This window comes from Serratia ureilytica, assembly GCF_017309605.1.
GTDB classification, from domain to species: Bacteria; Pseudomonadota; Gammaproteobacteria; order Enterobacterales; family Enterobacteriaceae; genus Serratia; species Serratia ureilytica.
This window is the reverse complement of the sequence record NZ_CP071320.1, coordinates 4,754,790-4,778,772: the sequence shown is the minus strand read 5'-3', so window position 1 is coordinate 4,778,772 and position 23,983 is coordinate 4,754,790. Positions and strand designations below refer to the sequence as shown.

The following is a 23,983-nucleotide window of genomic DNA, read 5'->3' as shown; positions in this document are numbered from 1 at the left end:
TACCTACTGCGGTTGTGGGTGCCCAACAGGTTTAACTCCGACAGGAGCCAATCCGTGAAAGACTTATTGAAGTTTCTGAAAGCGCAAACTAAGACCGAAGAGTTTGATGCGATCAAGATTGCTCTGGCCTCGCCAGACATGATCCGTTCGTGGTCGTTCGGTGAAGTTAAGAAGCCGGAAACCATTAACTACCGTACGTTCAAACCAGAGCGTGACGGCCTTTTCTGCGCCCGTATCTTCGGGCCGGTAAAAGATTACGAGTGCCTGTGCGGTAAGTACAAGCGCTTGAAACACCGCGGCGTGATCTGTGAGAAGTGCGGCGTTGAAGTGACCCAGACCAAAGTGCGTCGTGAGCGCATGGGCCACATCGAGCTGGCTTCCCCGACTGCGCACATCTGGTTCCTGAAATCGCTGCCATCCCGCATCGGTTTGCTGCTGGATATGCCGCTGCGTGACATCGAACGCGTACTGTACTTCGAATCCTATGTGGTGGTCGAAGGCGGTATGACCAACCTCGAGCGTCGTCAGATCCTGACCGAAGAGCAGTATCTGGACGCGCTGGAAGAGTTCGGTGACGAATTCGACGCCAAGATGGGTGCGGAAGCCATTCAGGCCCTGTTGAAAAACATGGATCTGGAAGCCGAGTGCGAGCAGCTGCGTGAAGAGCTGAACGAAACCAACTCCGAAACCAAGCGCAAGAAGCTGACCAAGCGTATCAAGCTACTGGAAGCGTTCGTACAGTCCGGTAACAAGCCGGAGTGGATGATCCTGACCGTGCTGCCGGTACTGCCGCCGGATCTGCGCCCGCTGGTTCCGCTGGATGGCGGTCGTTTCGCGACGTCGGATCTGAACGATCTGTATCGCCGCGTGATCAACCGTAACAACCGTCTGAAACGCCTGCTGGATCTGGCTGCGCCGGACATCATCGTGCGCAACGAAAAGCGTATGCTGCAAGAAGCGGTAGACGCCCTGCTGGATAACGGCCGTCGCGGTCGTGCGATCACCGGTTCCAACAAACGCCCTCTGAAATCTTTGGCCGACATGATCAAAGGTAAGCAGGGTCGTTTCCGTCAGAACCTGCTCGGTAAACGCGTTGACTACTCAGGCCGTTCCGTTATCACCGTAGGTCCATACCTGCGTCTGCATCAGTGCGGTCTGCCTAAGAAGATGGCGTTGGAGCTGTTCAAACCGTTCATCTACGGCAAATTGGAGCTGCGTGGCCTGGCCACCACCATCAAAGCCGCCAAGAAAATGGTTGAGCGTGAAGAAGCCGTCGTTTGGGATATCCTGGACGAAGTGATTCGCGAACACCCGGTACTGCTGAACCGTGCACCAACCCTGCACCGTTTGGGTATCCAGGCGTTTGAACCGGTTCTGATCGAAGGTAAAGCGATCCAGCTGCACCCGCTGGTTTGTGCGGCATATAACGCCGACTTCGATGGTGACCAGATGGCCGTTCACGTACCGCTGACGCTGGAAGCCCAGCTGGAAGCGCGTGCGCTGATGATGTCCACCAACAACATCCTGTCCCCAGCGAACGGCGAGCCAATCATCGTTCCTTCTCAGGACGTTGTACTGGGTCTGTACTACATGACCCGCGACTGTGTTAACGCCAAAGGCGAAGGCATGGTGCTGAACGGTTCCAAAGAAGCTGAGCGTGTTTACCGCGCCGGCCTGGCGTCGCTGCATGCGCGCGTTAAAGTGCGTATCACCGAAGACGTCAAGAACGCCGAAGGCGAGTGGACCTCTCAGACCAGCATCATCGACACCACCATCGGCCGCGCCATCCTGTGGATGATCGTACCGAAAGGTCTGCCGTACGCGATCGTTAACCAGCCTTTGGGCAAGAAAGCGATCTCCAAGATGCTGAACACCTGTTACCGCATCCTGGGCCTGAAGCCGACCGTTATCTTTGCTGACCAGATCATGTACACCGGCTTTGCTTACGCAGCCCGTTCCGGCGCTTCCGTAGGTATCGACGACATGGTTATCCCGGCCAAGAAGGCGGAGATCATCGAAGAAGCGGAAACCGAAGTTGCCGAGATCCAGGAGCAGTTCCAGTCTGGTCTGGTGACCGCCGGCGAACGCTACAACAAAGTGATCGATATCTGGGCTGCCGCGAACGAACGCGTTGCGAAAGCGATGATGGAAAACCTGTCGGTAGAAGACGTGGTTAACCGTGACGGCGAAGTGGAACAGCAAGTTTCCTTCAACAGCATCTTTATGATGGCCGACTCCGGTGCGCGTGGTTCCGCCGCTCAGATTCGTCAGCTGGCCGGTATGCGTGGTCTGATGGCGAAGCCGGACGGCTCCATCATCGAAACGCCAATCACCGCGAACTTCCGTGAAGGTCTGAACGTACTCCAGTACTTCATCTCCACTCACGGTGCTCGTAAAGGTCTGGCGGATACCGCACTGAAAACCGCGAACTCCGGTTATCTGACCCGTCGTCTGGTTGACGTGGCGCAGGACCTGGTGGTGACCGAAGACGACTGTGGCACCCACGACGGCATCCTGATGACTCCGGTTATCGAAGGTGGCGATGTGAAAGAGCCGCTGCGTGAACGCGTTCTGGGCCGTGTGACGGCAGAAGACGTCCTCAAGCCGGGTACGGCGGACATTCTGGTGCCGCGCAACACCCTGCTGAACGAGAAGGCGTGTGACCTGTTGGAAGAGAACTCTGTCGACAGCGTTAAAGTCCGTTCCGTGGTGAGCTGTGAAACCGACTTCGGTGTGTGTGCAAACTGCTACGGTCGCGACCTGGCACGTGGCCACATCATCAACAAAGGTGAAGCCATCGGCGTTATCGCGGCACAGTCCATCGGTGAGCCGGGTACACAGCTGACGATGCGTACGTTCCACATCGGTGGTGCGGCATCTCGTGCGGCTGCTGAATCCAGCATTCAGGTGAAAAACAAGGGTAGCATCAAGCTGAGCAACGCGAAGTTCGTTATGAACGCCGCAGGCAAGCTGGTGATCACCTCGCGTAACACCGAACTGAAACTGATCGACGAATTCGGCCGTACCAAAGAAAGCTACAAGGTGCCTTACGGCGCCGTGATGGGCAAAGGCGACGGTGAAGAAGTTAACGGCGGCGAAACCGTTGCTAACTGGGATCCGCATACCATGCCGGTCATCAGTGAAGTCAGCGGCTTCATTCGCTTCGCCGACATGGTCGACGGCCAGACGATTACTCGTCAGACCGACGAACTGACCGGTTTGTCTTCTCTGGTTGTCCTGGACAGCGCAGAGCGTACCGGTAGCGGTAAAGACCTGCGTCCGGCACTGAAAATCGTTGACGCTAAGGGCGAAGACGTATTGATCCCAGGTACTGATATGCCTGCTCAATACTTCCTGCCGGGCAAAGCGATCGTTCAGCTGGAAGACGGCATTCAGATCGGTGCGGGTGATACCCTGGCGCGTATTCCTCAGGAATCCGGCGGTACCAAGGATATTACCGGTGGTCTGCCGCGCGTTGCCGACCTGTTCGAAGCGCGTCGTCCGAAAGAGCCGGCAATCCTGGCTGAAATCAGCGGGATTATCTCGTTCGGTAAAGAGACCAAAGGCAAACGTCGCCTGGTGATTTCTCCGCTGGACGGCAGCGACGCTTACGAAGAGATGATTCCGAAATGGCGCCAGCTCAACGTGTTCGAAGGCGAAGTGGTGGAACGTGGCGACGTCGTCTCCGACGGCCCAGAGTCTCCGCACGACATTCTGCGTCTGCGTGGCGTGCATGCGGTTACCCGCTACATCACCAACGAAGTGCAGGAAGTTTACCGTCTGCAAGGCGTTAAGATTAACGATAAGCACATCGAAGTTATCGTTCGTCAGATGCTGCGTAAAGGCACTATCGTTAGCGCTGGTGGCTCCGAGTTCCTGGAAGGCGAGCAGGCTGAAGTGTCTCGCGTCAAGATTGCCAACCGTCAGCTGGAAGCTGAAGGTAAGATCCCGGCAACCTTCTCGCGCGATCTGCTGGGTATCACCAAGGCTTCCTTGGCGACCGAGTCCTTCATCTCCGCCGCATCGTTCCAGGAAACGACGCGCGTTCTGACCGAAGCTGCCGTAGCCGGCAAGCGCGACGAACTGCGTGGCCTGAAAGAGAACGTCATCGTGGGCCGTCTGATCCCAGCCGGTACCGGTTACGCTTATCATCAGGATCGCATGCGTCGTCGTGCTCAGGGCGAAGCGCCGGTTGTTCCGCAAGTCAGCGCGGAAGAAGCGACCGCGAACCTGGCCGAACTGCTCAACGCAGGTCTGGGCGGCAGCGACGACGAGTAATCGTCATCCGCGCCGTGGGCCCGCTACGCCGGGCCCATCGCCAGATAAACCGCTCCCTCGGGGGCGGTTTTTTTTCGCCTCGCGCCGGGTTATGACAAACTTTGCTACTATGGTTACAGCAGAAATTGACCGGCGCTTTTTACCTGACAACCAAGGACAGTACGAAACATGGACAGCCTCATTACCTTCGAAAAACTGACGGCGAAACACCTGCCTTACCTGTATGAGATCCGCTTTTCCGTCGAAGAGAACCTGCTGCATCCGCATCAGATCCAGTATCTGCAGCGCAAGCAGGCGCTGGAAGACATCAACCAGGGCGGTGGCTGGATCTGCAAGTATGGCGAGGACTATGCCGGCGTTGGATTCGGGTTGTTCATCCCCGAACCGTTGATCGGCGGACTGTTCGTGAAGCCGGAATACCAATCAATGGGAATGGGTTCTGCCTTGCTGGCGCGCGTCACTGCCTGGATGTTTGAGCACGGCGCCGAAGCCATTCACTTAACCACCGATCCCGGCTCTAAAGCCGAAGGTTTTTATCAACATCACGGTTGGGATGTGATCGGGCGGGATGAGTTCGGTCAGGCGGAACTGGTGAAGCGCAAAGAGGGTGAATAATGAAAATCAAAGGATTGATGACGTTACTGCTGCTTTCGCTGTTCAGCGCACCGCTGTACGCGGTCGTTGACTCTTTTTACCTGAAGCCGGCGGACGGCGAGAAGATCAAGGTCACCCGACAGATGCTGGAGGCGATGCCGTCGCACACGATTAAAACCTCGACCAATTTCACCCCGGAAGAGGCGTTCACCGGCGTTGAGTTTTCGGAGCTGGTGAAAGCGTACCATCTGCAAGGGAAGTCGGTGCGCGCTTTCGCGTGGGACGACTATTCCTATTCGATGCCGATTGACGAGATGATTAAATATCGCGTGATTGTCGCCTATCTGCGCGGCGGTAAGCCGATCGACGTGGGGGAGCTGGGGCCATTCGCTATTATCTATCCGCGCGATCAATACCCCGAGCTGAATAACCTGGACGTGAACGCGAAAACCGTCTGGCAAGTCAAACGGCTGGAGATTAAATGAGATGAGCAAGAAACTGATCGGTACTCTTATCGCGTTGGTTGCCATCTTCTCCTTATTAATTTTGCTGATTGCCATTAACTTCGGTGGCGTAAAAGAGCGCTATAAGCAGATCGAACCCAATCTGGATAACTACTCGGTGGCCGAGATCCTGTTTCTGGCGTTTGAAAGAACCAAAACTGCGCTGCTGCTCAGTGAAAACGACGACTACGACGCTTTCCTGATCAAAAAGAAAATATTTTACTCGAAGATCCAAATCCTGGAGAGCCGCTCCACCTTCAGCGACTCTTTCTATTACGACGACGAATTTATCAAGAACGTCGCTCTGCTGAAGCAACAGTACCTAACGCTGGGCGATCTTTCCGTCGGTTTGCTGGCAGGGCGGAAAAGCAAGGCGGATATCCTCGCTTATATGGATGACATCGAGGGCACGTTGGTCGATATCCAGGAGATTATTTATCGGATACAAATTAAAAACTTCACCGAGGTTAAAGGCATCATCCAGGATAATTCGAGAAAAGCCGAGATGTTCGCCGTCTTATCGCTGATTTTGGTGTTCCTGATGATGTTCCTGGTGGTGAGAAACGCCTTCTCGTTAAAAGAGATCATCAAGAACAAGAACATCTTTATCTCATCCATCTACCATGAAATCGCCGGTTCGACGCAGGCCATCGTCATCGCCGCGGATATCATGGAGCACGAGCTGGCGCAGGAAGAGCTGAAAAAGGAAGCCCGCCTGATCTCCTACCACGGCAACAAGATCGCCGAACAAACGCGCGAGGTGATGGATTATTCGCGGTTTGAAATGGGGGAGGTGAACGTCAATATTTCCACCTTTCGGCTGCATGAGGTGGTGGACGATGCCATGACCAGTATCAGCGCCGGGCGCGGTAATCGCATCGTGGTGCGTCGTTCATCCTATGTTGGTTTGATTTGCTCCGACAAATATAAGCTCTACCGAATATTGGCCAATCTGCTCAGCAACGCGGACAAATTTACCCACCACGGCGCGATCATCCTTAACGTGAAGGTGTGCCATGGCAATCTGTATTTATGGGTAAAAGACAACGGCATCGGATTTAACGTTAATAATCTGGAACGGTTGTACAAGGCGTTCAATCAGGGAGTAGAAAGGGAAACGCGGCAGGGACTGGGGCTGGGGCTGACCATTATCAAGAATTATGTGACGACGCTGAAAGGCGCCATCAGAGTCAAATCCACCGAAGGCGTTGGTTCATCGTTTTTCATCCGCATTCCGGTCAAACTAATTAAAGAATAAATTCGACAGCAGCAGTGAGGAGATAATCAGCGGTTTGGTCGGTTTTTCCACCAGGTGCACGTCATAGTGCAGGATCATATCGCCGATATTCTTCTCATAGTGATTCAGCTGGCCGGTCAGAATGATGATGCGCGCGTGCGGATCGAGGGTGTCCTTTATTTTCTTCACGACGCGTTCTGAGGTTTCGCCGAAGTCCAACAGCCAGTCCAGAATAAACGCCTCAAAGGACTGTTGCTCAAGTGCGGCCAGCATGGCATCCGCCGTTTGAAAGGTCTCGGTCTCAATGCCGTAGCGGCAGGCGATTTTCTTCAACAGCTCGAGGATATCGCTGTCGTTGTCCAGGATCGCGATGCGCGGCGCCGGCAGAAAGTCTATCTTGTTGACTCTGTACAGCGGTACGTCGGCCTGCGTATCCCGGCTGGTATTGATGATGAAAAGATCATCTTTTTTGTAGGCGTAGGTTTCGTCGTCGTCCAGCTGTGTCACCGGGTGTTCGTCGACTTCAACCTTACAGCGTTTGTGAATGCTGTTCATGATAAAAACGCCGTTATGCGTTCTTTGGCCGGCGAATGGCTCGTTGAAGTACTGAAACACCTTTCTGACTTCGTCGAGGGTGATGCCCCTTTTACCATCTAGCTTCTGCTTGGCGCTGTTGTACTGAAGGTTCAGTATGTTGGCCATCGTGGAGGCATGTTTTCTGTCGCCAACCCCTTTCAGAGTGAGCAACGCGCTGATTGCATCGATGTAATTTGGCGTTTTCTTCATGACAACCTTGGCTTTTTTGATGTTGACCGCGAGCGTGGCAAATCTGCGCGAGGACCCGTGCTGGATTATAGATGATGCCCCGGAGGTTGCGGTGATATCAGTTTGATTTTCCTTGGCAAACTCAGAATACACTCGATATCAAATAAAAAAACACTCAAAAGACATTCACATTTAATCGTTTGTATGGTTAATTAGCGCACATACTGTGTGATTCGCGTCCTGGGGGGGTTGCCAGTCTCACAAAATAAACCGCCTGCTCTTGTCTGTAAGCAGGGAGCAGGCGGCAAAAAAACGCGACGGCCAACACCAGGGCCATTGGCAGTATCGGGGATTACCCCTCGAGTCACTTTTCGTCTCCGCATCGACTTTTTCCTCGTTCTGCCGTTCTCTGCCGCAACGGGCTCCATTGAAAAACACTCTGCATGAGTGCTGAACACCGCTATTCCCTCATCATGCCCGTCACCTGAGCCGATAAAACCGCCTGTTCGTGCGTGCCCTCAGGCGCAGGTTCCAGGATGGCCGTTGGTGAGGAACCGGAGTCGCGCAAGAGCGTCTGTGCGCGATCCGGGGTTGGATAAGGCGGGGCCATCAAGAGGGTAACGGCCCCGGCCGACACCGGGTTTGGCGGTCGGCAACGTCACTATAATCGGCGCGTTTGCCGGCGCCAGCGCCACCGTTCGGCATTGCGCGGCCGCTCCAGCGTTTTCTTCGCACGGCGGCAAACGTTGCCGCTTATTGCGCGCTGCGTCCCAGATAATCGTCCCAGTCTTTCCACACTGGCTGCAGCCCGGCGTTGCTGATGGCCTCGGCGACCTGCTGCGGCGTGCGGCCGTCGTGCGGCTCAAACTGTTCCAGCTCAGGCGGTACGTCGTCGGCATAGCCGCCGGGTTGCGTCTTGGATCCGGCGCTGACGCTATTGATCGCCACCGGGATCATATGATCGCGGAAGTACGGCGACTCCCGGGTAGACAGCGACAGCTCAACGTCCGGCGCGAACAGCCGGAAGGCGCAGATCAGCTGCACCAGCTGAGGCTCACTCATGATAGACGCGGGCTCAATGCCGCCGGCGCAGGGGCGCAGGCGTGGGAACGAGATCGAGTAGCGGCTCTGCCAATAGGTTTGCTGCAGGTAGAACAGGTGTTCCGCCAGCAGATAGCAGTCGGTTCGCCAGCTGTGGGACAGGCCGATTAACGCGCCGAGGCCGATCTTGTCGATCCCGGCGCGCCCCAGGCGATCCGGCGTGGCCAGGCGCCAATGGAAATCCTGCTTCTGGCCGCGCAGGTGGTGCTGCAGATAGGTGGCCGGATGGTAGGTTTCCTGGTACACCAGCACGCCGTCCAGGCCCAGCGTTTTCAGTTCGGCGTATTCCTCCTGCGCCAGCGGCTGCACTTCCATCATCAGCGAGCTGAAGTGGCGGCGGATCGCCGGAATGTGCTGGCGGAAATAGTCCATGCCGACCTTGGTCTGATGTTCGCCGGTGACCAGCAACAGATGTTCGAACCCCAGCGCCTTGATGGCTTCGCACTCGCGCGCAATCTCCGCCGCATCCAGCGTTTTGCGCTTGATGCGGTTGCTCATCGAAAAGCCGCAGTAGGTGCAGTCGTTGGCGCACAGGTTGGACAGGTACAGCGGCACATAGAAGCTGACGACGTTGCCGAACCGCTGACGGGTCAGCAACTGCGCGCGTTGCGCCAACGGTTCCAGATACGGCGCGGCCGCGGGGGAGATCAGCGCCATAAAGTCGTCGCGCGTCAGCTTGTCGGCGTTCAATGCGCGTTCCACGTCGCGCGCCGTTTTGCCGTTGATGCGCAGCGTAATGTCGTCCCAGTCCAGCTGTTGCCAGCGGCTACTGAAATCGTCGGTCATCACTGCGCCTCCTCTGGCTGGCTGAGGAAAGCGGTCAGCGGGCTGGACGCGACCGCGCCGCGCTGGCTGGAGCCTAATCCGGCGCTGCGTGCCAGCTCGCCGGCCTCCAGCGCCAGGCGAAATGCCCGCGCCATCTGCACCGGATCGCGCGCCACGGCGATGGCGGTATTCACCAGCACCGCGTCGGCGCCCAGCTCCATCGCTTCCAGCGCGTGGCTTGGCGCGCCGATGCCGGCGTCTACCACCACCGGCACCTTAGCTTGCTCGATGATGATTTCGAGGAAGTCACGGGTGCGCAGACCGCGGTTGGAGCCGATAGGGGCGCCGAGCGGCATCACCACTGCGCATCCCACTTCTTCCAGCCGTTTGCACAGCACCGGATCGGCGCCGCAGTAGGGCAGCACCACAAAACCGTCTTTCACCAGCGTTTCCGCCGCCTTCAGCGTTTCTATCGGATCCGGCAGCAGGTATTTCACATCGGGATGGATCTCCAGCTTCACCCAGTGGGTGCCGAGCGCTTCGCGCGCCAGTCGGGCGGCGAACACCGCTTCGGCGGCCGTTTTGGCGCCGGAGGTATTGGGCAACAGCCTGACGCCCAACTGTTGCAGCGGCGCCAAAATGGCGTCGTTGCCGCCGCGCAGATCGACGCGCTTCATGGCCATGGTCACCAGCTGTGAGCCGGAGGCCGCCAGCGCCTCCAACATCAGCGCCGGGGTGGCGAACTTGCCGGTGCCGGTGAACAGGCGCGAGGTAAAAGTGGTATCGGCGATTTTCAGCATGTCAGCCTCCGGCGATCGCTTGAAACAGCAAAATGTCGTCACCGTCCTGCACCTGATGGTCGGCCCAGTCGGCGCGTGGGATGATGGTTTGGTTGATCGCCAGCGCGGTGCCCGGCTGGTGGCGTTCCAGCTGGGTCAGCAGGGCGGCGACGCTGAGCGGCTGTGCCAGCTCCAGCGGTTGGTCGTTCAGACGGATCTTCATGCGGCGCCTCCGCAGACCGGGCAGGCGCGGGCCCGGCTCAGCTGCAGCGTGCTCCAGCTCTGCTGCTTGCCGTCGAACAGCCGCAGCTTGCCGCTGAGGGAGGAAGGAAGGCCGGCCAGCATCTTGATGGCCTCCAGCGCTTGCAGAGTGCCGATCACGCCCACCACCGGGCCGAGCACCCCGGCGGTGCGGCAGTTGCGCTGCGGTTCTTCCTGCTCCGGGTACAGGCAGGCGTAGCAGCCGTGCGCATAGGGCGGCTCGAGCACCAGCAGCTGGCCGCTGAAACCCACTGCGCTGCCGCTGATCAGAGGCTTGGCGGCGGCGATGCAGGCGGCGTTGACCTCATGGCGGGTCGCCATGTTGTCGCAGCAGTCCAGCACCAGATCGGCGCGGGCGACCGCGTCGCGCAGCGCTTGCCCTTGCAGCCGCTGCGCCAGCGGGATGGACTCCACCAACGGGTTCAACGCCTGCAGATGGCGTTGCGCCAGCGCCGCTTTGCCGGTGGCGGTATCGGCGCTGCGGTACAGGATTTGCCGCTGCAGGTTGGTGACGTGCAGCGTGTCGTCGTCGGCCAGCAGCAGCGTGCCGACCCCGGCGGCGGCCAGATACAGCGAAGCCGGGGACCCCAGCCCCCCCAGGCCGACGATCAGCACCGTGGCGCGCTTGAGTTTTTCCTGACCTTCCGGGCCGACATCCTCCAGCAGCAGCTGGCGGCTGTAGCGCAGGAACTCCCGATCGTTAAGCATCGTTCGGCTCCTTACCTTCGATCAGCCGCAGCAGTTCGGCCGTCGCCGCGCGCCAGTCCGGCGCCTGGGTGATGGCGCTGACCACCGCCACGCTGCCGACGCCGCACGCCAGCACCGCCGGTACGCGATCGATACTGATCCCGCCGATCGCCACCGTCGGGTAATCCGCCAAACCGGCGATGTGGCGTTTTAACTCCGCCAGCCCCTGCGGCGCCGAAGGCATGTCTTTGGTCTGGGTGGGGAAGATGTGCCCCAGCGCGATGTAGGAGGGTTTCACCGCCAGCGCGCGCGCCAGCTCGGCATCGTCATGGGTGGAAACGCCGAGCCGCAGCCCGGCGCGGTGAATGGCCGCCAGATCGGTGGTATCGAGATCTTCCTGGCCCAGATGCACGCCGTAGGCGCCGTGCTTGATCGCCAGCCGCCAGTAATCGTTGATGAACAGCCGCGCCTGATAACGCCGGCCCAGCGCGATGGCGGCGGCGATATCCTCTTCGACCTGCTCGTCCGGCAGATCCTTGATGCGCAGCTGGATCGTGGTAACGCTGGCCTCCAGCAGACGAGCGATCCATTCCACGCTGTCGACGACCGGGTAAAGCCCCAGTTTGTGGGGCGTCGCCGGGAAGGGCGTCGTGATATCAGTCATTGCTCGTCTCCTCCTGCAGATTGCCGGCGCTGTGATACAGCTCGCTGCCGCGGGCGCGGAACTCGGCGGACATTTTTTCCATGCCGGTCAGCTGCACCTCGATCGGTTTGGCGGCCTCTTGGGCGGCGGCGTAGTCGCGCACCTCTTGTGAAATCTTCATCGAGCAGAATTTCGGTCCGCACATCGAGCAGAAGTGAGCGATCTTGCCGGACTCCTGCGGCAGGGTTTCGTCGTGATAGGCGCGCGCGGTGGCCGGATCGAGCGCCAGATTGAACTGATCTTCCCAGCGGAATTCGAAACGCGCCTTGGACATGGCGTTATCGCGGATCTGCGCGCCCGGATGGCCTTTGGCCAGATCGGCGGCGTGGGCGGCGATCTTGTAGGTGATCAGGCCCTGTTTGACGTCCTCTTTATTCGGCAGGCCGAGGTGCTCTTTCGGCGTGACGTAACACAGCATGGCGCAGCCGAACCAGCCAATCATCGCCGCGCCGATGCCGGAGGTGAAATGGTCATAGCCCGGGGCGATATCGGTGGTCAGCGGGCCAAGGGTGTAGAACGGCGCTTCGTGGCAATGTTCCAGCTCTTCGGTCATGTTGCGGCGGATCATCTGCATCGGCACGTGGCCCGGGCCTTCAATCATCACTTGTACGTCGTATTCCCAGGCGATTTTGGTCAGCTCGCCCAGCGTATGCAGCTCGGCGAACTGGGCCTCGTCGTTGGCGTCCTGAATCGAACCGGGGCGCAGGCCGTCGCCGAGCGACAGCGAAACGTCGTAGGCGGCGCAGATCTCGCAGATTTCACGGAAGTGCTGATAGAGGAAGTTTTCCTGATGGTGCGACAGACACCATTTGGCCATGATCGAGCCGCCGCGCGACACGATGCCGGTCAGGCGTTTGGCGGTCATCGGCACGTAGCGCAGCAGCACGCCGGCGTGGATGGTGAAGTAATCGACCCCTTGTTCAGCCTGTTCCAGCAGCGTATCGCGGAACATCTCCCAGGTGAGGTTTTCCGCCACGCCGTTGACCTTCTCCAGCGCCTGGTAGATAGGCACGGTGCCGATGGGCACCGGGCTGTTGCGCAGGATCCACTCGCGGGTTTCGTGAATGTAGCGGCCGGTGGAGAGATCCATCACGGTGTCTGCGCCCCAGCGGGTGGCCCACACCAGCTTCTCCACCTCTTCTTCGATCGACGACGTGACCGCCGAGTTGCCGATATTGGCGTTCACCTTCACCAGGAAATTGCGGCCGATGATCATCGGCTCCGCCTCCGGGTGATTGATGTTGGCGGGAATGATGGCGCGGCCGGCGGCCACTTCCTGGCGCACGAACTCCGGCGTGATGTTGTCCGGCAGGTTGGCGCCCCAGCCCTGGCCCGGATGCTGGTGGCACAGCACCTCGCCGCGAATGCGTTCGCGCCCCATGTTTTCACGGATGGCGATGAACTCCATCTCCGGGGTGACGATGCCGGCGCGGGCATAGTGCAGTTGGGTCACGCACTTGCCCGGCAACGCCTTGCGCGGCAGCGGCAGATGTTCGAAGCGCAGGTGATCCAGCCCCTCGTCCGCCAGACGCTGTTGGGTGAAGCCGGAACTGGCGCCGCTCAGGGTCGCGGTATCGCCGCGCGCGTCGATCCAGCCGGCGCGCAGCTTGGCCAGGCCGGCGTGCACATCGAGCTCGGCCTGCGGATCGCCGTATGGGCCTGCGGTGTCATATACCGGGATCGCCTCGTTCTGTTCATACTGCGGGCTATCTTTGCTGCCGCCGACCAGGGTCGGGCTGAGCTGAATTTCGCGCATCGGCACCTGGATATCGCGGCGCGAGCCCTGCAGGTAGATGCGGCGTGAGTTTGGGAAAGCCATGCCTTGCAGCGTGTCGATAAACTGCTGGGCGGCTTCGCGTTGCGCTTTACGGGCGCGCGGTGGATTAACGTTAGACATAGCAAGTTCCTACCAGTGTGTTGGGTTGGGAAAGTTGCTTGTCTGGAGCTCGGAGGGAGTAATGATGGTGGCCGATAAGGCTGGACGCCCGCAAAGGGAAGGCCGTGCCTGTGGCGATAGATTACTCTTGTTCCCTTCGCGGGTATTAGCCCGATCAGGTTCCGCGGATCCCGAATTAACGGTCTCAGCCTGGCTGATTCGATGAACAAATCAGGCGCTAGGCACTCCGACAAGATGCCCCCCAGTATAGGAGGGATAAGAAAAAAAACTATAAAATTTTAACGCGCCGGATCCAGCGCCTGGTCCGGCAGCGGTTGCTGCGCGGCCTCCGCTTCCAACAGGATCAGCTTATCTTCCAGCGCAAAGCGCGCCGCCAGCGTTTCGCCGATATCCGACAAGGCCTGATGGAATTCCAGACAGACCTCCTGATCGATATCCACTTCGGTATAGCGATCGTGGAACGCCATGATCTGTTCGGTATTGGCCCATAGCTTGGGGTAGATGTTCACCGCCAGCGACATTTTCGGACTGGCTGCGCCTTCCACTTGTTTGATAATTCTGTCATAGATATGAAAATGCCCTGCTGAGAGGTAATCCACCAGGTTATGGCAAAAGTTCTCCAGCGCTTTTTCATTCAGCGGCGTATGCTTTTCTTTATTCGGTTTGAGGCCTACCAGCGTGCAGTAGGCGACCAGCAACTGCTTGCGGGCCTGAAGCCATTGATCAACTAATTCATTACTACCGCCAACGCGCTGAGTCAGCCTTTCCAAACGGTTGAGCATGTTTGACTCCGTGTAAGTAACAAAAGTAACCGGTAAGTTATTAAAATGTAACAAAGCCGATTTGTAGAGTGCCAGTGAAGCTGAGGTTGTGCAACAACGATATGGAACTTGCATTAACGGGCAATGAAAACGGCTGGTGGATCGTCAGCCATGAAAGCAAACTTTGGTTACCGAACGGTGAATTGCCGTCAGGAACGGCCGCCGTCCTCGGGCTGCAGGGCCACATGGCGCGCATCATCGGTGAGTGGGAGGGCGCGCCGGTCTGGCTGGTGCGCCAGGCGATGCCGCGGGAGATGGGATCGGTGCGTCAGCTGTTGGATCAGGATCGCGGTCTGTTCCAGCTTGCCGGGCGCGGCGTGCAGCTGGCGGATTTCTACCGCTCCCATCGCTTTTGCGGCTACTGCGGCCATGAGATGCATCTCAGCCGCACCGAAAGCGCCTGCCTCTGCGGCCACTGCAAAGAACGGTACTACCCGCAGATTGCGCCCTGCGTGATCGTCGCCATTCGGCGCGACGATCAGATCCTGCTGGCGCAGCACGTGCGCCATCGCGGCGGTATCCACACGGTGCTGGCCGGTTTCGTCGAAGTGGGCGAAACGCTGGAGCAGGCGGTGGCGCGCGAAGTGATGGAAGAGAGCAATATCGAAATCAAGAACCTGCGCTACGTCACTTCACAACCCTGGCCGTTCCCACACTCGCTGATGATGGCCTTTATGGCCGATTACCATCAGGGCGACCTTCGTCACGATCCCAAGGAGCTGCTTAACGCCGGCTGGTATCGCTACGACCAACTGCCGCTGTTGCCGCCGCCCGGCACCGTGGCGCGCCGGTTGATTGAGGACACCGTGGCGCTGTGCCGGGAAGAATAATGTACAATGGCCGGCAGATTATTAAGGGAGCCCCATAAATGACTGAGTTGAAGAACGATCGCTACCTGTGCGCGCTGTTGCGCCAGCCGGTGGATGTGACCCCCGTATGGATGATGCGCCAGGCCGGTCGTTATTTGCCGGAGTACAAGGCGACCCGCGCCCAGGCCGGTGATTTCATGTCGCTGTGCAAGAACGCGGAGCTGGCCTGTGAGGTTACGCTGCAGCCGCTGCGCCGCTATGCGCTGGACGCCGCCATTCTGTTCTCCGACATTCTCACCATTCCCGACGCCATGGGGCTTGGCCTGTACTTTGAAGCCGGCGAAGGCCCGCGTTTCAGCTCACCTATCACCTGCCGTGCCGACGTCGACAAACTGCCGGCGTTTGATCCGGAAGTGGAGCTGGGCTATGTGATGAACGCGGTGCGCACCATCCGCCGCGAGCTGAAGGGCGAAGTGCCGCTGATCGGCTTCTCCGGCAGCCCGTGGACGCTGGCTACCTATATGGTTGAAGGCGGGAGCAGCAAGGCCTTCACCAAGCTGAAAAAAATGATGTATGCCGAACCGGCCACGCTGCACCTGTTGCTGGACAAGCTGGCGGACAGCGTGATCCTGTACCTCAACGCCCAAATCAAGGCCGGCGCGCAGTCGGTGATGGTGTTCGACACCTGGGGCGGGGTGCTGACCGGGCGCGATTACCGCGAGTTCTCGTTGCACTACATGCACAAGATCGTCGATGGCCTGCTGCGTGAAAATGACGGCCGCCGCGTGCCGGTGACGCTGTTTACCAAAGGCGGCGGGCAGTGGCTGGAGGCGATGGCCGCTACCGGCTGCGATGCGCTGGGGCTGGACTGGACCACCGATATCGCCGACGCGCGTCGGCGCGTGGGCGACAAAGTGGCGCTGCAGGGTAATATGGATCCGTCGATGCTCTATGCTTCTCCGGCGCGCATCGCGGAAGAGGTGGAGACCATTCTGGCCGGTTTTGGCCACGGCAACGGTCATGTGTTCAACCTGGGCCACGGCATCCATCAGGATGTGCCGCCTGAGCACGCCGGCGCCTTCGTCGAGGCGGTGCACGCGCAGTCGGCGAAATACCACCGTTAAGGATTCGATGTGACCGATATGCAGGTCCTGCGCGCCGAACAGCTGCGGCGCGCTGCTGAAGTCATTCGCTACGACGATCTGCCGGCCGAACCGCCGGCCTTCATCGCCGGCGCCGACGTGGGCTTCGAGCAGGAGGGGGCGGTGACGCGTGCCGCTATCGCCATACTGCGCTATCCGTCGCTGGAGCTGGTGGAATATCAGGTGGCGCGCATCGCCACCGTCATGCCTTATATTCCGGGCTTCCTGTCGTTTCGCGAATACCCGGCGCTGTTGGCCGCCTGGGCACAGCTGCGGCAAAAGCCGGGGCTGATCTTCGTCGATGGGCATGGCATTTCACATCCGCGGCGCCTCGGCGTCGCCAGCCATTTCGGCCTGCTGGTCGATGTACCGACCATCGGCGTGGCCAAGAAGCGCCTGTGCGGCAAATTCGCGCCGCTGGAGGCCGCCGTCGGCGCGCTGGCACCGTTGGAAGATAAGGGGGAACAGCTGGGCTGGGTATGGCGCAGCAAGGCGCGCTGCAACCCGCTGTTCATCTCTACCGGTCACCGCGTGGGCGCCGACAGCGCGCTGGCGTGGGTGCAGCGCTGTATGGCGGGCTACCGTTTGCCGGAGCCGACCCGCTGGGCCGACGCCATCGCTTCGCGCCGTCCGGCGTTTCAGCGTTGGTTACAGCAGCATCCGGAGGTGTCGCCATGAGCGATTTCGGGTACACTGCGCCGCAGATAACGCGTAAGAGAGTAAAGCATGCTACGTAACCCGATTCATTTACGTCTGGAACGGCACGAGGCTTGGCAACATTTGACCTTTATGGCCAGTTTGTGCGAGCGTATGTACCCGAATTACCAGATGTTCTGCAAACAGACCGAGTTCGGCGATCCGGCGATTTATCGCCGCATTCTGGATTTGGTGTGGGAAACGCTGGTGGTGAAGGACGCCAAGGTCAACTTCGACAGCCAGCTCGAGAAGTTGGAAGAGGCGATTCCGTCGGCGGAAGATTACGATCTTTACGGCGTTTACCCGGCAATTGATGCCTGTATCGCATTAGGGGAACTGATCCATTCGCGGCTCGGCGGGGAGACGCTGGAGCACGCCATCGCCATCAGCGAAACATCGATTCGCACCGTGGCGATGTTGGAAATGACTCAAGCCGGTAGGGAAATGACCGACGAAGAGTTGGGAAGTTTGCCTGCGGTAGAGGAAGAATGGGACATTCAATGGGAAATTTTCCGCCTGTTGGACGCCTGTGAAGAGCGCGATATAGACCTGATCAAGGGGCTGCGATCCGACCTGCGAGAGGCCGGTGTCAGCAACATCGGGATAAATTTAGCGCAATAAGGCAACAAAACGTGATTTAACGCCTGATTTGTCATGCCTTAAGGCTTCACATCCGCACCCTGTCTGGTCTACATTTGGGGGGCGTAAAAAAAGTGGCTATCGGTGCGTGTATGCAGGAGAGTGCTGTCAATCGGCATATCCGTCGCACTCGATGCTTTGCAAACGATAAACACACTGTAAGGATAACTTATGAACAAGACTCAACTGATTGATGTAATCGCGGACAAGGCTGACCTTTCCAAAGCACAAGCTAAACTGGCTCTGGAATCCACCCTGGCTGCTATTACTGAGTCTCTGAAAGAAGGTGATGCAGTACAATTGGTTGGCTTCGGTACTTTCAAAGTAAACCATCGTAGCGAGCGCACTGGCCGCAACCCACAGACTGGCAAAGAAATCAAAATCGCAGCAGCCAACGTGCCTGCGTTCGTTTCTGGCAAAGCACTGAAAGACGCTGTTAAATAAGACCGCGCCTCGGTGAAAAGATTAAACAGAGGGGCGATGGCGCCCCTTTTGTTTACTCGTCGGGTGCTCATGGCCGCCGGCATCGCCCTCGGTCTGAGCGCCTGCAGTTTCCATTCCGATATTCCCAGCTTTACCGCCAGCGGCTTTGTGGCCGATCAAGGCGTGATACGCCTGTGGCGTAAAGACGATGAGCAACATCGCCCGCAGGTGCTGGTCAGCGTCTATAGTCCCTACCGCGGACCGGGTACCATCACCACGCTGTACACCTATCAGGGCGACGTGCTGCGCCAAATCAAACGCAACGACGCCGACGGCGATCGAGATTCCATTCAACTGCGCTTTGCCGACGACGGCACGGTGAGCTTTATGCAGCGCCAGCTGGCGACACGCCGCGAACCGTTGACCCGCGATGAAATCGCCCTGTATCAATATCAGGCGCGACGTATCCTCGAAGTCAGCAATGCGCTGCGCGCCGGCAAGGTCAAATTGCTGCAGGGGCGTTGGTTGCAGGGCGAAGTGCAAACCTGCGACGGGCAGCGCTTAAAACCCGGGTTGGATGCCTCCGCCATCGCCTGGATCGAAAAACGCGCCCGCAGCAGCAGCCGGCCGGTGAGCGTCGCCTGGTTGGAAGCGCCGGAAGGCAGCGAGCTGCTGCTGGTAGCAAACGACGACTTCTGCAGCTGGGAACCGAAAGAAGACCAGCTATAAAAAAGGCCCCGCGCTGCGGAGCCTCTTGTCATGACCTTATCAGGTCGAATCACTTGCCGCGCGCAATCGCGCGATAACCGATATCTTTGCGGCAGAAGCTGCCCGGCCACTGGATGCCTTCCGCCAGCTGATAGGCGCGTTGTTGCGCCTGCGCCACGGTGTCGCCCAGCGCCGTCACGCACAGAACGCGACCGCCGCTGGTGACGACGTCATCGCCCTGCAGGCGCGTGCCGGCATGGAAGACCTTACCGTCGGCGCTTTCCTGTTGCGGCAGCCCCTGGATCACCTCGCCGTTGCGATAGTCACCCGGATAACCGCCGGCCGCCAGCACCACGCCGAGCGCGGGGCGCTCGTCCCAGTCGGAGGTTTTCTCGTTCAGGCGACCTTCGGCGCCCGCCAGGCACAGTTCCACCAGATCGGAACGCAGGCGCAGCATGATCGGCTGGGTTTCCGGATCGCCGAAACGACAGTTGAATTCGATCACCTTCGGCTGGCCGTCGGCGGCGATCATCAGGCCGGCGTAAAGGAAGCCGACGTAGGTGTTGCCTTCCGCCGCCATGCCGCGCACCGTCGGCCAGATCACCTGGTCCATGGCGCGCCGGTGGATTTCGTCGGTCACTACCGGTGCGGGAGAATAGGCGCCCATGCCGCCGGTGTTCGGGCCGGTGTCGCCGTCGCCGACGCGCTTGTGGTCCTGGCTGGTGGCCATCGGCACCACGTTCTCGCCGTCGACCATCACGATGAAGCTGGCCTCTTCACCGTCAAGGAACTCTTCCACCACGATGCGATGACCGGCGTCGCCGAAGGCGTTGCCGGCCAACATGTCGCGCACCGCCTCTTCCGCTTCCTGCAGCGTCATCGCGACGATCACGCCTTTACCGGCCGCCAGGCCATCGGCCTTGATGACGATCGGCGCGCCTTTGCTGCGCACGTAGGCCAGCGCCGGCTCCACGTCGGTGAAGTTTTCATATTCGGCGGTCGGGATGCGGTGGCGCGCCAGGAAATCCTTAGTGAAAGCTTTGGAGCCTTCGAGCTGCGCGGCGGCCTGCGTCGGGCCGAAGATTTTCAGACCGGCGGCCTGGAAGGCGTCGACCACGCCAATCACCAGCGGGGCTTCCGGCCCGACGATGGTCAGACCGATGTCATGGCTCTGGGCGAAAGCGACCAGGGCGGGGATATCGGTGGCGGCGATCGCCACGTTCTCCAGATTGGCTTCCAGCGCGGTACCGGCATTGCCCGGCGCAACGTAGACTTTATCCGCCAGCGGAGACTGGGCGGCTTTCCAGGCCAGCGCGTGTTCGCGCCCGCCGTTGCCGATAATCAAAATGTTCATCAGGGGCTCCACGAATGGCGTGCGCCGGAGCGCACGCGGCAAAAGGAATTAATGGCGGAAATGACGCATGTCGGTGAAGATCATCGCGATGCCGTGTTCGTTGGCGGCGGCGATTACTTCGTCGTCGCGGATCGAGCCGCCAGGCTGGATCACGCAGGTGATGCCGACTGCAGCTGCGGCATCGATGCCGTCACGGAACGGGAAGAAGGCGTCGGAGGCCATGGCGGATCCTTTCACTTCCAGCCCTTCGTCGCTCGCTTTGATGCCGGCGATCTTGGCGGAATAAACGCGGCTCATCTGGCCGGCGCCTATGCCGATGGTCATGTTGTCACGTGCATAAACGATGGCGTTGGATTTCACGAACTTGGCCACTTTCCAGCAGAACAGCGCGTCACGCAGTTCCTGTTCGGTCGGTTGGCGCTCGGATACCACGCGCAGATCGGCGGCGGTCACCATGCCGAGATCGCGATCCTGTACCAGCAGCCCGCCGTTGACGCGCTTGAAGTCCAGCCCCGCCACGCGTTGCTGCCACTGGCCGCAGGCCAGCACGCGCACGTTCTGTTTGGCGGCCAGCAGGGAGCGCGCTTCCTGAGTGACGTTTGGCGCGATGATCACTTCCACGAACTGGCGGCTGATGATCGCCTGCGCGGTGGCGGCGTCCAGCTCGCGGTTAAAGGCGATGATGCCGCCGAAGGCGGAAGTCGGGTCGGTTTGGTAAGCGCGCTCATAGGCGGCGAGGATGTCGTCGCCGATCGCCACGCCGCAAGGGTTGGCGTGCTTGACGATCACGCAGGCCGGTTCGGCAAACTCTTTCACGCATTCCAGCGCGGCGTCGGTATCGGCGATGTTGTTATAGGACAGCGCTTTGCCCTGCAGCTGCTCGGCGGTCGCGACGGACGCTTCCTTTACCTCTTCTTCTATATAGAAGGCGGCTTGCTGGTGGCTGTTCTCACCGTAACGCATATCCTGCTTCTTGATGTAGTTGAGGTTCAGGGTACGAGGGAAGCGGCCGGACGGCTGTTCGGTCTCGCCGTGGTACGCCGGCACCAGCGCGCCGAAGTAGTTGGCGATCATGCTGTCGTAGGCGGCGGTGTGTTCGAAAGCCTTGATGGCGAGATCGAAGCGGGTGGCATAGCGCAGCGAGCCGTCGTTGTTGTCCATCTCGGTAATGATGGCGGCGTAGTCGCTGCTCTTCACCACGATGGCGACGTCTTTATGGTTCTTGGCGGCGGAGCGCACCATGGTCGGGCCGCCGATATCGATATTTTCGACCGCGTCTTCCAGCGAGCAATCTGGGCGCGCCACGGTTTGGGCGAACGGGTACAGATTGACGACCACCATGTCGATAGGCTGGATGTCATGCTGATTCATGACCGTGTCGTCCTGGCCGCGGCGGCCGAGGATACCGCCGTGAACTTTCGGGTGCAGGGTCTTAACTCGTCCGTCCATCATCTCCGGGAAGCCGGTGTAGTCGGAAACTTCGGTAACGGGCAGACCGGTGTCTGCCAGCAGGCGGGCGGTGCCGCCGGTGGAGAGCAGTTCAACGCCGCGCTGGGAAAGCGCTTCGGCGAATTCAACGATACCGGCTTTGTCAGACACGCTGAGCAGAGCCCGGCGGATTGGACGAGGTTGTTGCATGGTTTTATCCCTTGGCTTTGAGTCGCAATTAAAGAGCGTTACGTGAATGTCCACCTCGTTCTCTCTATAAAGCGCGGTTTTCTGCCTTATAAAGGGAGGGACAGGCACAAATTCAGGTAACGCCCCCGTAAAAAGGGGGATCGTTTCGTCGCGGGGAATTGTAGCGAAAACGTTTGCGTGGCGCTCGTAAATTTTCCGTACAAATCGCATCTGTGGATAACACTGTGTGCAAGTGGGTATAAAGCGGGGTTTTGCTGTGGAATGCAGCTAACGATCGTTTTTGCTGAAAATACCTGTTGCGGCCTGCGAGGAACTCCCTATAATGCGCCTCCATCGACACGGAACATGTGAACAACTTCACAGAGTCTCCGGGGGTCGCAGAGAAAAAATCCTGAAAATTAGGGTTGACTCTGAAAGAGGAAAGCGTAATATACGCCGCCTCGAGTTAGCAAGCGAAAGCGCCTAACTCACTGCTCTTTAACAATTTATCAGACAATCTGTGTGGGCACTCCACAAGACGATATCCAGCATCTTCGGATGCAAAAAAATATCAAGTCTTGAAGAGTGACTAACTGAAGTAAAATTCATGCAGTAAATCTTTGAGCATCGCTTCTCGAGTGGAAGCAAATCAAGCTTTTAATTGAAGAGTTTGATCATGGCTCAGATTGAACGCTGGCGGCAGGCTTAACACATGCAAGTCGAGCGGTAGCACAGGGGAGCTTGCTCCCCGGGTGACGAGCGGCGGACGGGTGAGTAATGTCTGGGAAACTGCCTGATGGAGGGGGATAACTACTGGAAACGGTAGCTAATACCGCATAACGTCGCAAGACCAAAGAGGGGGACCTTCGGGCCTCTTGCCATCAGATGTGCCCAGATGGGATTAGCTAGTAGGTGGGGTAATGGCTCACCTAGGCGACGATCCCTAGCTGGTCTGAGAGGATGACCAGCCACACTGGAACTGAGACACGGTCCAGACTCCTACGGGAGGCAGCAGTGGGGAATATTGCACAATGGGCGCAAGCCTGATGCAGCCATGCCGCGTGTGTGAAGAAGGCCTTCGGGTTGTAAAGCACTTTCAGCGAGGAGGAAGGTGGTGAACTTAATACGTTCATCAATTGACGTTACTCGCAGAAGAAGCACCGGCTAACTCCGTGCCAGCAGCCGCGGTAATACGGAGGGTGCAAGCGTTAATCGGAATTACTGGGCGTAAAGCGCACGCAGGCGGTTTGTTAAGTCAGATGTGAAATCCCCGGGCTCAACCTGGGAACTGCATTTGAAACTGGCAAGCTAGAGTCTCGTAGAGGGGGGTAGAATTCCAGGTGTAGCGGTGAAATGCGTAGAGATCTGGAGGAATACCGGTGGCGAAGGCGGCCCCCTGGACGAAGACTGACGCTCAGGTGCGAAAGCGTGGGGAGCAAACAGGATTAGATACCCTGGTAGTCCACGCTGTAAACGATGTCGATTTGGAGGTTGTGCCCTTGAGGCGTGGCTTCCGGAGCTAACGCGTTAAATCGACCGCCTGGGGAGTACGGCCGCAAGGTTAAAACTCAAATGAATTGACGGGGGCCCGCACAAGCGGTGGAGCATGTGGTTTAATTCGATGCAACGCGAAGAACCTTACCTACTCTTGACATCCAGAGAACTTTCCAGAGATGGATCGGTGCCTTCGGGAACTCTGAGACAGGTGCTGCATGGCTGTCGTCAGCTCGTGTTGTGAAATGTTGGGTTAAGTCCCGCAACGAGCGCAACCCTTATCCTTTGTTGCCAGCGGTTCGGCCGGGAACTCAAAGGAGACTGCCAGTGATAAACTGGAGGAAGGTGGGGATGACGTCAAGTCATCATGGCCCTTACGAGTAGGGCTACACACGTGCTACAATGGCATATACAAAGAGAAGCGACCTCGCGAGAGCAAGCGGACCTCATAAAGTATGTCGTAGTCCGGATTGGAGTCTGCAACTCGACTCCATGAAGTCGGAATCGCTAGTAATCGTAGATCAGAATGCTACGGTGAATACGTTCCCGGGCCTTGTACACACCGCCCGTCACACCATGGGAGTGGGTTGCAAAAGAAGTAGGTAGCTTAACCTTCGGGAGGGCGCTTACCACTTTGTGATTCATGACTGGGGTGAAGTCGTAACAAGGTAACCGTAGGGGAACCTGCGGTTGGATCACCTCCTTACCTA

20 protein-coding genes, 1 rRNA gene and 1 riboswitch are annotated in these 23,983 nt (G+C 58.7%); of the genes, 11 read left to right on the top strand and 10 right to left on the bottom strand.

All coding sequences use genetic code 11. The features are described from left to right. Positions 1–54 precede the first annotated feature (54 nt). From rpoC to J0X03_RS22595, 4 genes are all read left to right on the top strand, one after another. Positions 55–4,278: a DNA-directed RNA polymerase subunit beta' gene (gene rpoC, locus J0X03_RS22610; protein ID WP_033644357.1), complete on the top strand. Its 4,224-nt coding sequence runs from the start codon at positions 55–57 to the stop codon at positions 4,276–4,278. A 168-nt stretch (positions 4,279–4,446) separates the two neighbouring features. Further along, complete coding sequence (locus tag J0X03_RS22605) at positions 4,447–4,893, top strand: GNAT family N-acetyltransferase (RefSeq protein WP_033652702.1); 447 nt, start codon at positions 4,447–4,449, stop codon at positions 4,891–4,893. Further along, entirely contained in the window at positions 4,893–5,357 is a 465-nt protein-coding gene (locus tag J0X03_RS22600) for a putative pterin-binding protein (RefSeq protein ID WP_160203899.1), read from the top strand. The genes J0X03_RS22605 and J0X03_RS22600 overlap by 1 nt, the downstream gene beginning before the upstream one ends. Position 5,358: 1 nt before the next feature. Beyond that, positions 5,359–6,633, top strand: a complete 1,275-nt coding sequence (locus tag J0X03_RS22595; protein ID WP_147839220.1) for a sensor histidine kinase — start codon at positions 5,359–5,361, stop codon at positions 6,631–6,633. On the opposite strand, the gene J0X03_RS22590 is transcribed toward J0X03_RS22595, so the two are convergent. The 8 genes from J0X03_RS22590 to J0X03_RS22555 all read right to left on the bottom strand — a co-directional run bounded on the left by J0X03_RS22590 (position 6,619) and on the right by J0X03_RS22555 (position 14,352). Further along, on the bottom strand, positions 6,619–7,314 hold the full coding sequence (locus J0X03_RS22590) for a helix-turn-helix domain-containing protein (RefSeq protein ID WP_033644361.1): 696 nt from the start codon (positions 7,312–7,314) through the stop codon (positions 6,619–6,621). The genes J0X03_RS22595 and J0X03_RS22590 overlap by 15 nt on opposite strands. A gap of 816 nt (positions 7,315–8,130) precedes the next feature. Then, complete coding sequence (thiH, locus tag J0X03_RS22585) at positions 8,131–9,264, bottom strand: 2-iminoacetate synthase ThiH (RefSeq protein WP_033644362.1); 1,134 nt, start codon at positions 9,262–9,264, stop codon at positions 8,131–8,133. Continuing rightward, complete coding sequence (locus tag J0X03_RS22580) at positions 9,264–10,043, bottom strand: thiazole synthase (RefSeq protein WP_046688070.1); 780 nt, start codon at positions 10,041–10,043, stop codon at positions 9,264–9,266. The genes thiH and J0X03_RS22580 overlap by 1 nt, the downstream gene beginning before the upstream one ends. Position 10,044: 1 nt before the next feature. Next, positions 10,045–10,245, bottom strand: a complete 201-nt coding sequence (thiS, locus tag J0X03_RS22575) for a sulfur carrier protein ThiS (protein WP_016929423.1) — start codon at positions 10,243–10,245, stop codon at positions 10,045–10,047. Further along, the gene (locus J0X03_RS22570) at positions 10,242–10,991 is read right to left on the bottom strand and encodes a HesA/MoeB/ThiF family protein (RefSeq protein WP_033644364.1); all 750 of its coding nucleotides are present in this window, start codon (positions 10,989–10,991) and stop codon (positions 10,242–10,244) included. The genes thiS and J0X03_RS22570 overlap by 4 nt, the downstream gene beginning before the upstream one ends. After that, positions 10,984–11,634, bottom strand: coding sequence for a thiamine phosphate synthase (gene thiE, locus J0X03_RS22565; protein WP_160203900.1), 651 nt, complete (start codon positions 11,632–11,634; stop codon positions 10,984–10,986). Before thiE ends, J0X03_RS22570 begins: the two co-directional genes overlap by 8 nt. After that, a complete protein-coding gene (gene thiC / locus J0X03_RS22560) occupies positions 11,627–13,570 on the bottom strand; it encodes a phosphomethylpyrimidine synthase ThiC (RefSeq protein ID WP_160203901.1) in 1,944 nt (647 codons plus the stop codon). Before thiC ends, thiE begins: the two co-directional genes overlap by 8 nt. Before the next feature lie 114 nt (positions 13,571–13,684). Beyond that, a riboswitch (TPP riboswitch) is annotated at positions 13,685–13,809 on the bottom strand. Positions 13,810–13,848: 39 nt separating this feature from the next. Next, the gene (locus J0X03_RS22555; protein WP_019456431.1) at positions 13,849–14,352 is read right to left on the bottom strand and encodes an Rsd/AlgQ family anti-sigma factor; all 504 of its coding nucleotides are present in this window, start codon (positions 14,350–14,352) and stop codon (positions 13,849–13,851) included. Between the two features lie 101 nt (positions 14,353–14,453). Here J0X03_RS22555 and nudC point away from each other — a divergent pair, with 101 nt between their 5' ends. The 6 genes from nudC to J0X03_RS22525 all read left to right on the top strand — a co-directional run bounded on the left by nudC (position 14,454) and on the right by J0X03_RS22525 (position 18,829). Continuing rightward, positions 14,454–15,221 carry an NAD(+) diphosphatase gene (gene nudC, locus J0X03_RS22550; protein ID WP_033644901.1) on the top strand — a complete coding sequence of 256 codons (768 nt, stop codon included), beginning with the start codon at positions 14,454–14,456 and terminating at the stop codon, positions 15,219–15,221. Positions 15,222–15,259: 38 nt separating this feature from the next. Continuing rightward, positions 15,260–16,324 (top strand): uroporphyrinogen decarboxylase, encoded by a 1,065-nt coding sequence (gene hemE, locus J0X03_RS22545; protein ID WP_122017098.1) that lies wholly within the window; start codon positions 15,260–15,262, stop codon positions 16,322–16,324. A gap of 9 nt (positions 16,325–16,333) precedes the next feature. Then, positions 16,334–17,020, top strand: coding sequence for a deoxyribonuclease V (nfi, locus tag J0X03_RS22540; protein ID WP_160203902.1), 687 nt, complete (start codon positions 16,334–16,336; stop codon positions 17,018–17,020). A gap of 48 nt (positions 17,021–17,068) precedes the next feature. Next, positions 17,069–17,659: a YjaG family protein gene (locus tag J0X03_RS22535; RefSeq protein WP_033644369.1), complete on the top strand. Its 591-nt coding sequence runs from the start codon at positions 17,069–17,071 to the stop codon at positions 17,657–17,659. 189 nt (positions 17,660–17,848) lie between these two features. Continuing rightward, positions 17,849–18,121, top strand: a complete 273-nt coding sequence (gene hupA, locus J0X03_RS22530; protein WP_004929874.1) for a nucleoid-associated protein HU-alpha — start codon at positions 17,849–17,851, stop codon at positions 18,119–18,121. 36 nt (positions 18,122–18,157) lie between these two features. Beyond that, complete coding sequence (locus J0X03_RS22525) at positions 18,158–18,829, top strand: DUF1481 domain-containing protein (protein ID WP_080273415.1); 672 nt, start codon at positions 18,158–18,160, stop codon at positions 18,827–18,829. Between the two features lie 49 nt (positions 18,830–18,878). On the opposite strand, the gene purD is transcribed toward J0X03_RS22525, so the two are convergent. Beyond that, on the bottom strand, positions 18,879–20,162 hold the full coding sequence (purD, locus tag J0X03_RS22520; RefSeq protein WP_046688074.1) for a phosphoribosylamine--glycine ligase: 1,284 nt from the start codon (positions 20,160–20,162) through the stop codon (positions 18,879–18,881). A gap of 48 nt (positions 20,163–20,210) precedes the next feature. Then, positions 20,211–21,800, bottom strand: a complete 1,590-nt coding sequence (gene purH / locus J0X03_RS22515; protein ID WP_103682164.1) for a bifunctional phosphoribosylaminoimidazolecarboxamide formyltransferase/IMP cyclohydrolase — start codon at positions 21,798–21,800, stop codon at positions 20,211–20,213. A 637-nt stretch (positions 21,801–22,437) separates the two neighbouring features. Here purH and J0X03_RS22510 point away from each other — a divergent pair. Then, positions 22,438–23,979, top strand: a 16S ribosomal RNA gene (locus tag J0X03_RS22510). Positions 23,980–23,983: the final 4 nt, after the last annotated feature.

Excerpts from the sequence above, each read along its gene's own strand:
- J0X03_RS22595 (WP_147839220.1), top strand. The coding sequence starts at position 5,359 with ATGAGCAAGAAACTGATCGGTACTCTTATCGCGTTGGTTGCCATCTTC.
- purD (WP_046688074.1), bottom strand. The coding sequence starts at position 20,162 with ATGAACATTTTGATTATCGGCAACGGCGGGCGCGAACACGCGCTGGCC.
- J0X03_RS22535 (WP_033644369.1), top strand. The coding sequence starts at position 17,069 with ATGCTACGTAACCCGATTCATTTACGTCTGGAACGGCACGAGGCTTGG.
- J0X03_RS22590 (WP_033644361.1), bottom strand. The coding sequence starts at position 7,314 with ATGGCCAACATACTGAACCTTCAGTACAACAGCGCCAAGCAGAAGCTA.
- thiE (WP_160203900.1), bottom strand. The coding sequence starts at position 11,634 with ATGACTGATATCACGACGCCCTTCCCGGCGACGCCCCACAAACTGGGG.
- nudC (WP_033644901.1), top strand. The coding sequence starts at position 14,454 with ATGGAACTTGCATTAACGGGCAATGAAAACGGCTGGTGGATCGTCAGC.
- purH (WP_103682164.1), bottom strand. The coding sequence starts at position 21,800 with ATGCAACAACCTCGTCCAATCCGCCGGGCTCTGCTCAGCGTGTCTGAC.
- J0X03_RS22580 (WP_046688070.1), bottom strand. The coding sequence starts at position 10,043 with ATGCTGAAAATCGCCGATACCACTTTTACCTCGCGCCTGTTCACCGGC.
- J0X03_RS22525 (WP_080273415.1), top strand. The coding sequence starts at position 18,158 with ATGGCGCCCCTTTTGTTTACTCGTCGGGTGCTCATGGCCGCCGGCATC.
- J0X03_RS22600 (WP_160203899.1), top strand. The coding sequence starts at position 4,893 with ATGAAAATCAAAGGATTGATGACGTTACTGCTGCTTTCGCTGTTCAGC.
- thiH (WP_033644362.1), bottom strand. The coding sequence starts at position 9,264 with ATGACCGACGATTTCAGTAGCCGCTGGCAACAGCTGGACTGGGACGAC.
- J0X03_RS22555 (WP_019456431.1), bottom strand. The coding sequence starts at position 14,352 with ATGCTCAACCGTTTGGAAAGGCTGACTCAGCGCGTTGGCGGTAGTAAT.
- thiS (WP_016929423.1), bottom strand. The coding sequence starts at position 10,245 with ATGAAGATCCGTCTGAACGACCAACCGCTGGAGCTGGCACAGCCGCTC.
- hupA (WP_004929874.1), top strand. The coding sequence starts at position 17,849 with ATGAACAAGACTCAACTGATTGATGTAATCGCGGACAAGGCTGACCTT.
- thiC (WP_160203901.1), bottom strand. The coding sequence starts at position 13,570 with ATGTCTAACGTTAATCCACCGCGCGCCCGTAAAGCGCAACGCGAAGCC.
- J0X03_RS22570 (WP_033644364.1), bottom strand. The coding sequence starts at position 10,991 with ATGCTTAACGATCGGGAGTTCCTGCGCTACAGCCGCCAGCTGCTGCTG.
- hemE (WP_122017098.1), top strand. The coding sequence starts at position 15,260 with ATGACTGAGTTGAAGAACGATCGCTACCTGTGCGCGCTGTTGCGCCAG.
- J0X03_RS22605 (WP_033652702.1), top strand. The coding sequence starts at position 4,447 with ATGGACAGCCTCATTACCTTCGAAAAACTGACGGCGAAACACCTGCCT.